The organism is Vibrio sp. 10N.261.52.A1 (genome assembly GCF_002876325.1).
GTDB classification, from domain to species: Bacteria; Pseudomonadota; Gammaproteobacteria; order Enterobacterales; family Vibrionaceae; genus Vibrio; species Vibrio chagasii.
The window spans coordinates 1-3453 of sequence record NZ_MCYD01000733.1 but is presented as its reverse complement, the minus strand read 5'-3'; the positions used below and the strand labels follow the sequence as shown (position 1 = coordinate 3453).

The 3453-nt window shown below is 43.0% G+C and carries 3 protein-coding genes and 1 pseudogene; all 4 read right to left on the bottom strand.

Annotated features, from left to right (window positions below):
- Positions 1 to 645: pseudogene (locus BCT81_RS14995) on the bottom strand (chromosome partitioning protein ParA); the annotation flags it as partial.
- On the bottom strand, positions 645 to 1124 hold the full coding sequence (locus BCT81_RS14990) for a hypothetical protein (RefSeq protein WP_102424947.1): 480 nt from the start codon (positions 1122 to 1124) through the stop codon (positions 645 to 647). The pseudogene BCT81_RS14995 and the gene BCT81_RS14990, both read right to left, overlap by 1 nt.
- Positions 1121 to 2485, bottom strand: a complete 1365-nt coding sequence (locus BCT81_RS14985) for a pilus assembly protein N-terminal domain-containing protein (RefSeq protein WP_102424946.1) — start codon at positions 2483 to 2485, stop codon at positions 1121 to 1123. Before BCT81_RS14985 ends, BCT81_RS14990 begins: the two co-directional genes overlap by 4 nt.
- Entirely contained in the window at positions 2485 to 3309 is an 825-nt protein-coding gene (gene cpaB, locus BCT81_RS14980; RefSeq protein ID WP_102424945.1) for a Flp pilus assembly protein CpaB, read from the bottom strand. The genes BCT81_RS14985 and cpaB overlap by 1 nt, the downstream gene beginning before the upstream one ends.
- Positions 3310 to 3453: the final 144 nt, after the last annotated feature.

Genomic DNA, 3453 nt, shown 5'->3' with positions numbered 1-3453 from the left:
GGTAAACTCATCAATGGTTCGCGGCATAAAATCTTTTAGCCCAAGCAAAACATCAATATTAGTACCAGCATTTTGATGGTCGACAAGAATCGTATCTGAGCCTTGTGTCGATAACAGTGACCCAAGTTCAGTAGAGATAAACGACGCGCCCACACCACCTTTGCTACCAACAATAGCAACGCGTTTTGCTTTACGTTTCTGGCTGACACCAGAAAAGGTTTTGAGGTTCTTACTCACGTGAGTTAAGAAGTCCGCAAATTCTTGTTTATTCACCGGCCAGAAAACGTAGTAGAACCCCATCTCTTTAAGAGAGCGAAGCGTTGAAATAGCATCCTCTTTACCTATAACTACCACGCCTTTATGAGTTGGTAGTTTACTAGCGAAAGCTTTTGCATCTTCTACAACATTGCTCGACTCATTAAGCTCAAGAATCACAATATGACTGCTTTGTTGCTCGGTAACTTTGGTTAATCCGGCCGTTGTGTTTACGCAAGCTGGCTCATCCCACCCTTCAAACAGAAATACTTCTTGAACTAGATTCAAACACTCTTGTGATTGATAAAATAACGTACACCCAGCCACACCGCTCGAGGTTGTCAGAACTGGCTTGGCTTTGGTTGCTAACGCTTTTGTCAAATCAAACATTATTGCTCTCCTACCAATCTTGACTTATGCGCCACTTGCTTCAATCTCATCGACTCAACAAAACAGTCAGACTGCCTCAAATTGACATGTATTTGGGCTGGCTTGCACGTTTGTGTCTTCAAGCGCGTTAGTGTTACTTTGATTCCTAGGTCACTTGGCAACGACTGGGCATACCGATAAACAACTCGTTGTGGTGTGATAATATGCGATGGATACTTTTTAAAAATACTCTGCAGCAGCTGTTTGTTCGCAGCTGACTTATAATCCACAACATAGGTAGCCTCTTTATCGACCGATTCAATTTCCTGTATCAAGTCACTAATCTGCTGAACTGTTTTATCGCGTTTTTTTATCACAAACTCAAAACTATGGTGCTCTTTGTAAACTAGAGCTTCAGCACCTTGACCAACGAAATACTGTTCAGAAGCACAGCCAAACAGTGAGGCAGAGAACAAGGCTATCAATGCTAATTTCTTCATTTGATAAATCCTCCTTGCGACAGCAGACGAATTGTTGCATCAGACGACGTCACTTCCTTACCATCCCATTTGATGTTCAACCAACGTGCCAATGTCGATGTCTTCTTAATGTACGGAAGTTGAATATCTTTTGGCTTCATTGGATCCACTAGATTTACAGTAGCGACAATAACCAATTCGGTACGTTTTCTTTCGGTGGTTGCTTTTCTGAACGCGGCGCCAAGAACTGGAATATCACCAATAAATGGGATCTTTTGCATTTTTTCCAAATCAGCGCTGCTCATCAAACCACCCAGAACAAAGCTATCACCATCGGCCAGCTCCACCGTTGTCATTGCACGACGAGAAACAAGCTGTGGCACTTTGATACCAGCGGCTTCAACATAACCCTCAACTTCACTCACTTCAGGTGCCAGCTGCATTCGGATCTTGTCTTGGCTCAACACTTTGGCCGTTAGATCCAGCTTGATACCGAACTCTTTGAATGAGATGTTGACGTTATTATTGGAAGACATGATTACAGGTACTTCCCCGCCAACCAGAAAACTTGCAGACTCACCGGATAATACGGTTAAGTTCGGCTCAGCCAGAACCTCTGCGATCTGGTCATTTCCCAACGCTGTAATTAAGGTAGTGAGATTAGCCGCATCGAATTGGTCAAAAACAAATTGCCCGACACTTGAACCTACCGTGCTCCAATCAGAACCGATGGTTTGTCCAAACGATTCTGTCACTTGCGCGACCGATATTTTGACGTTCACCTGCTGAGTCGTGGCGACTTCAATTCGCTCGATGATCCCTTGCCACGTCATATTGCGAGCAAACACCATGCTTTCAGACTCTTCATAATCCGAACTGTCGGATTTAAATTTTAGCTTTTGTGTTTTGTCCCATTTCTCCATTTTTTCTCGGTCTAGTAACGTCGCGACCAAGCGATAAATATCGTCACGCGTTTCTTCTGAATCAACGATACCACTCACTGCAACTTGCTCACCTATTGACTGAACCTTTACTTGAGCGTCAGGAAAATGGAATTTAAGTTGTTTTCTAACGTCCGTTAAGTTCAAATCAACAATAATACGGTCGGATAGCAGCACATCATTATCCACTCCATAAACAATCAATCGCGATTGGCCCACACTGTTCGCAAACACAACAAGAGTGCTATCGTTGATTACCTTGTAATCGACGATGTTAGGGTTGTTTATGAACACTTGACCGATTGGTGTTTTAAGTTGAATGTGTTGGCCATCATTTAAAGTGATAGAACGATCAGCAGCGAAAGTGTTTGTTGTTGAAAGTAAGCCAAACAGCGTTACTAGAATGGAGCCAAACAATGCTCCTTGATGGATAATCCTCATCACAAAGCCTCTCTTGGGTTGTTCTCATTACCACGTAACTCATTAACTCCTGTGTAGTTATCAATGATGTTACGCACCTCGGCAAACTCAGGCTGACTATAGGTTTGGCTGCGATAAATTTCGATGTGCATGGTTCGTTGTGCAAGGGCAAGTTTGGGTAGATCATCCGGGCTTACTTCAATAACAACCGTCGTTAAGCCAGCTTCTTCACTTGGAGAGCGAGCAGTAACCGATCTGTCCCCTGTGTCATCATTTCCGATATTGAGCACCTTGACATGTTTCAAAAACATCGACGCCTTCACTCCGCGAAAACGCTTCGGCTTATCAAGGTTGCCAGCCAAATTGGCATTAGGAGAGCTCACCGTAAGCACATCGACAAAAGACCCCGGCCGGATGTAATCATTAATCAAGTTTTTATCGCTAACTTTCAGTGGGTATAATGTCATACCCTCGGTAACGAGAAGATCAATGTAGCCAGGTTTACCAGGGCTCACTTGATATTCAGGCAATACCACATCACCAGAGCGCAGGTTTCGATTTAATAGAATGGAAGGTGAGAAACTGATTTGTGTATCTTCTCTGACACCAAGTTTTAGTGCTTCACTAAGAGGCAATTGTCGTTTAACAACGTCTTGTGCATTGACTACATGCCCTTTTTTAAGCGCTTCAGTTGCAATCCACACTCCCACATGTTCTTCGATTTTTTCTACGACCATTTCATCGGTAGTGTTGGGCTCGGGTTCACTCTTAAACAAATCGACAGCGCCTAATACGCCCACGGTTAAAGCAGCGATGGCAACAAGTAATACCAGTCGTGATCTCATAATATTCTCATTTTTTGAGGTTATATATATGGCGTAGATTTGGTTAAAATAACCAAATAGAATCCGATGCTGATAGCCACACCGTACGGAATACCTTTTTGATCATTCAACGTTTTTTTCGCTAGTATTTTGCTTATCAACTTT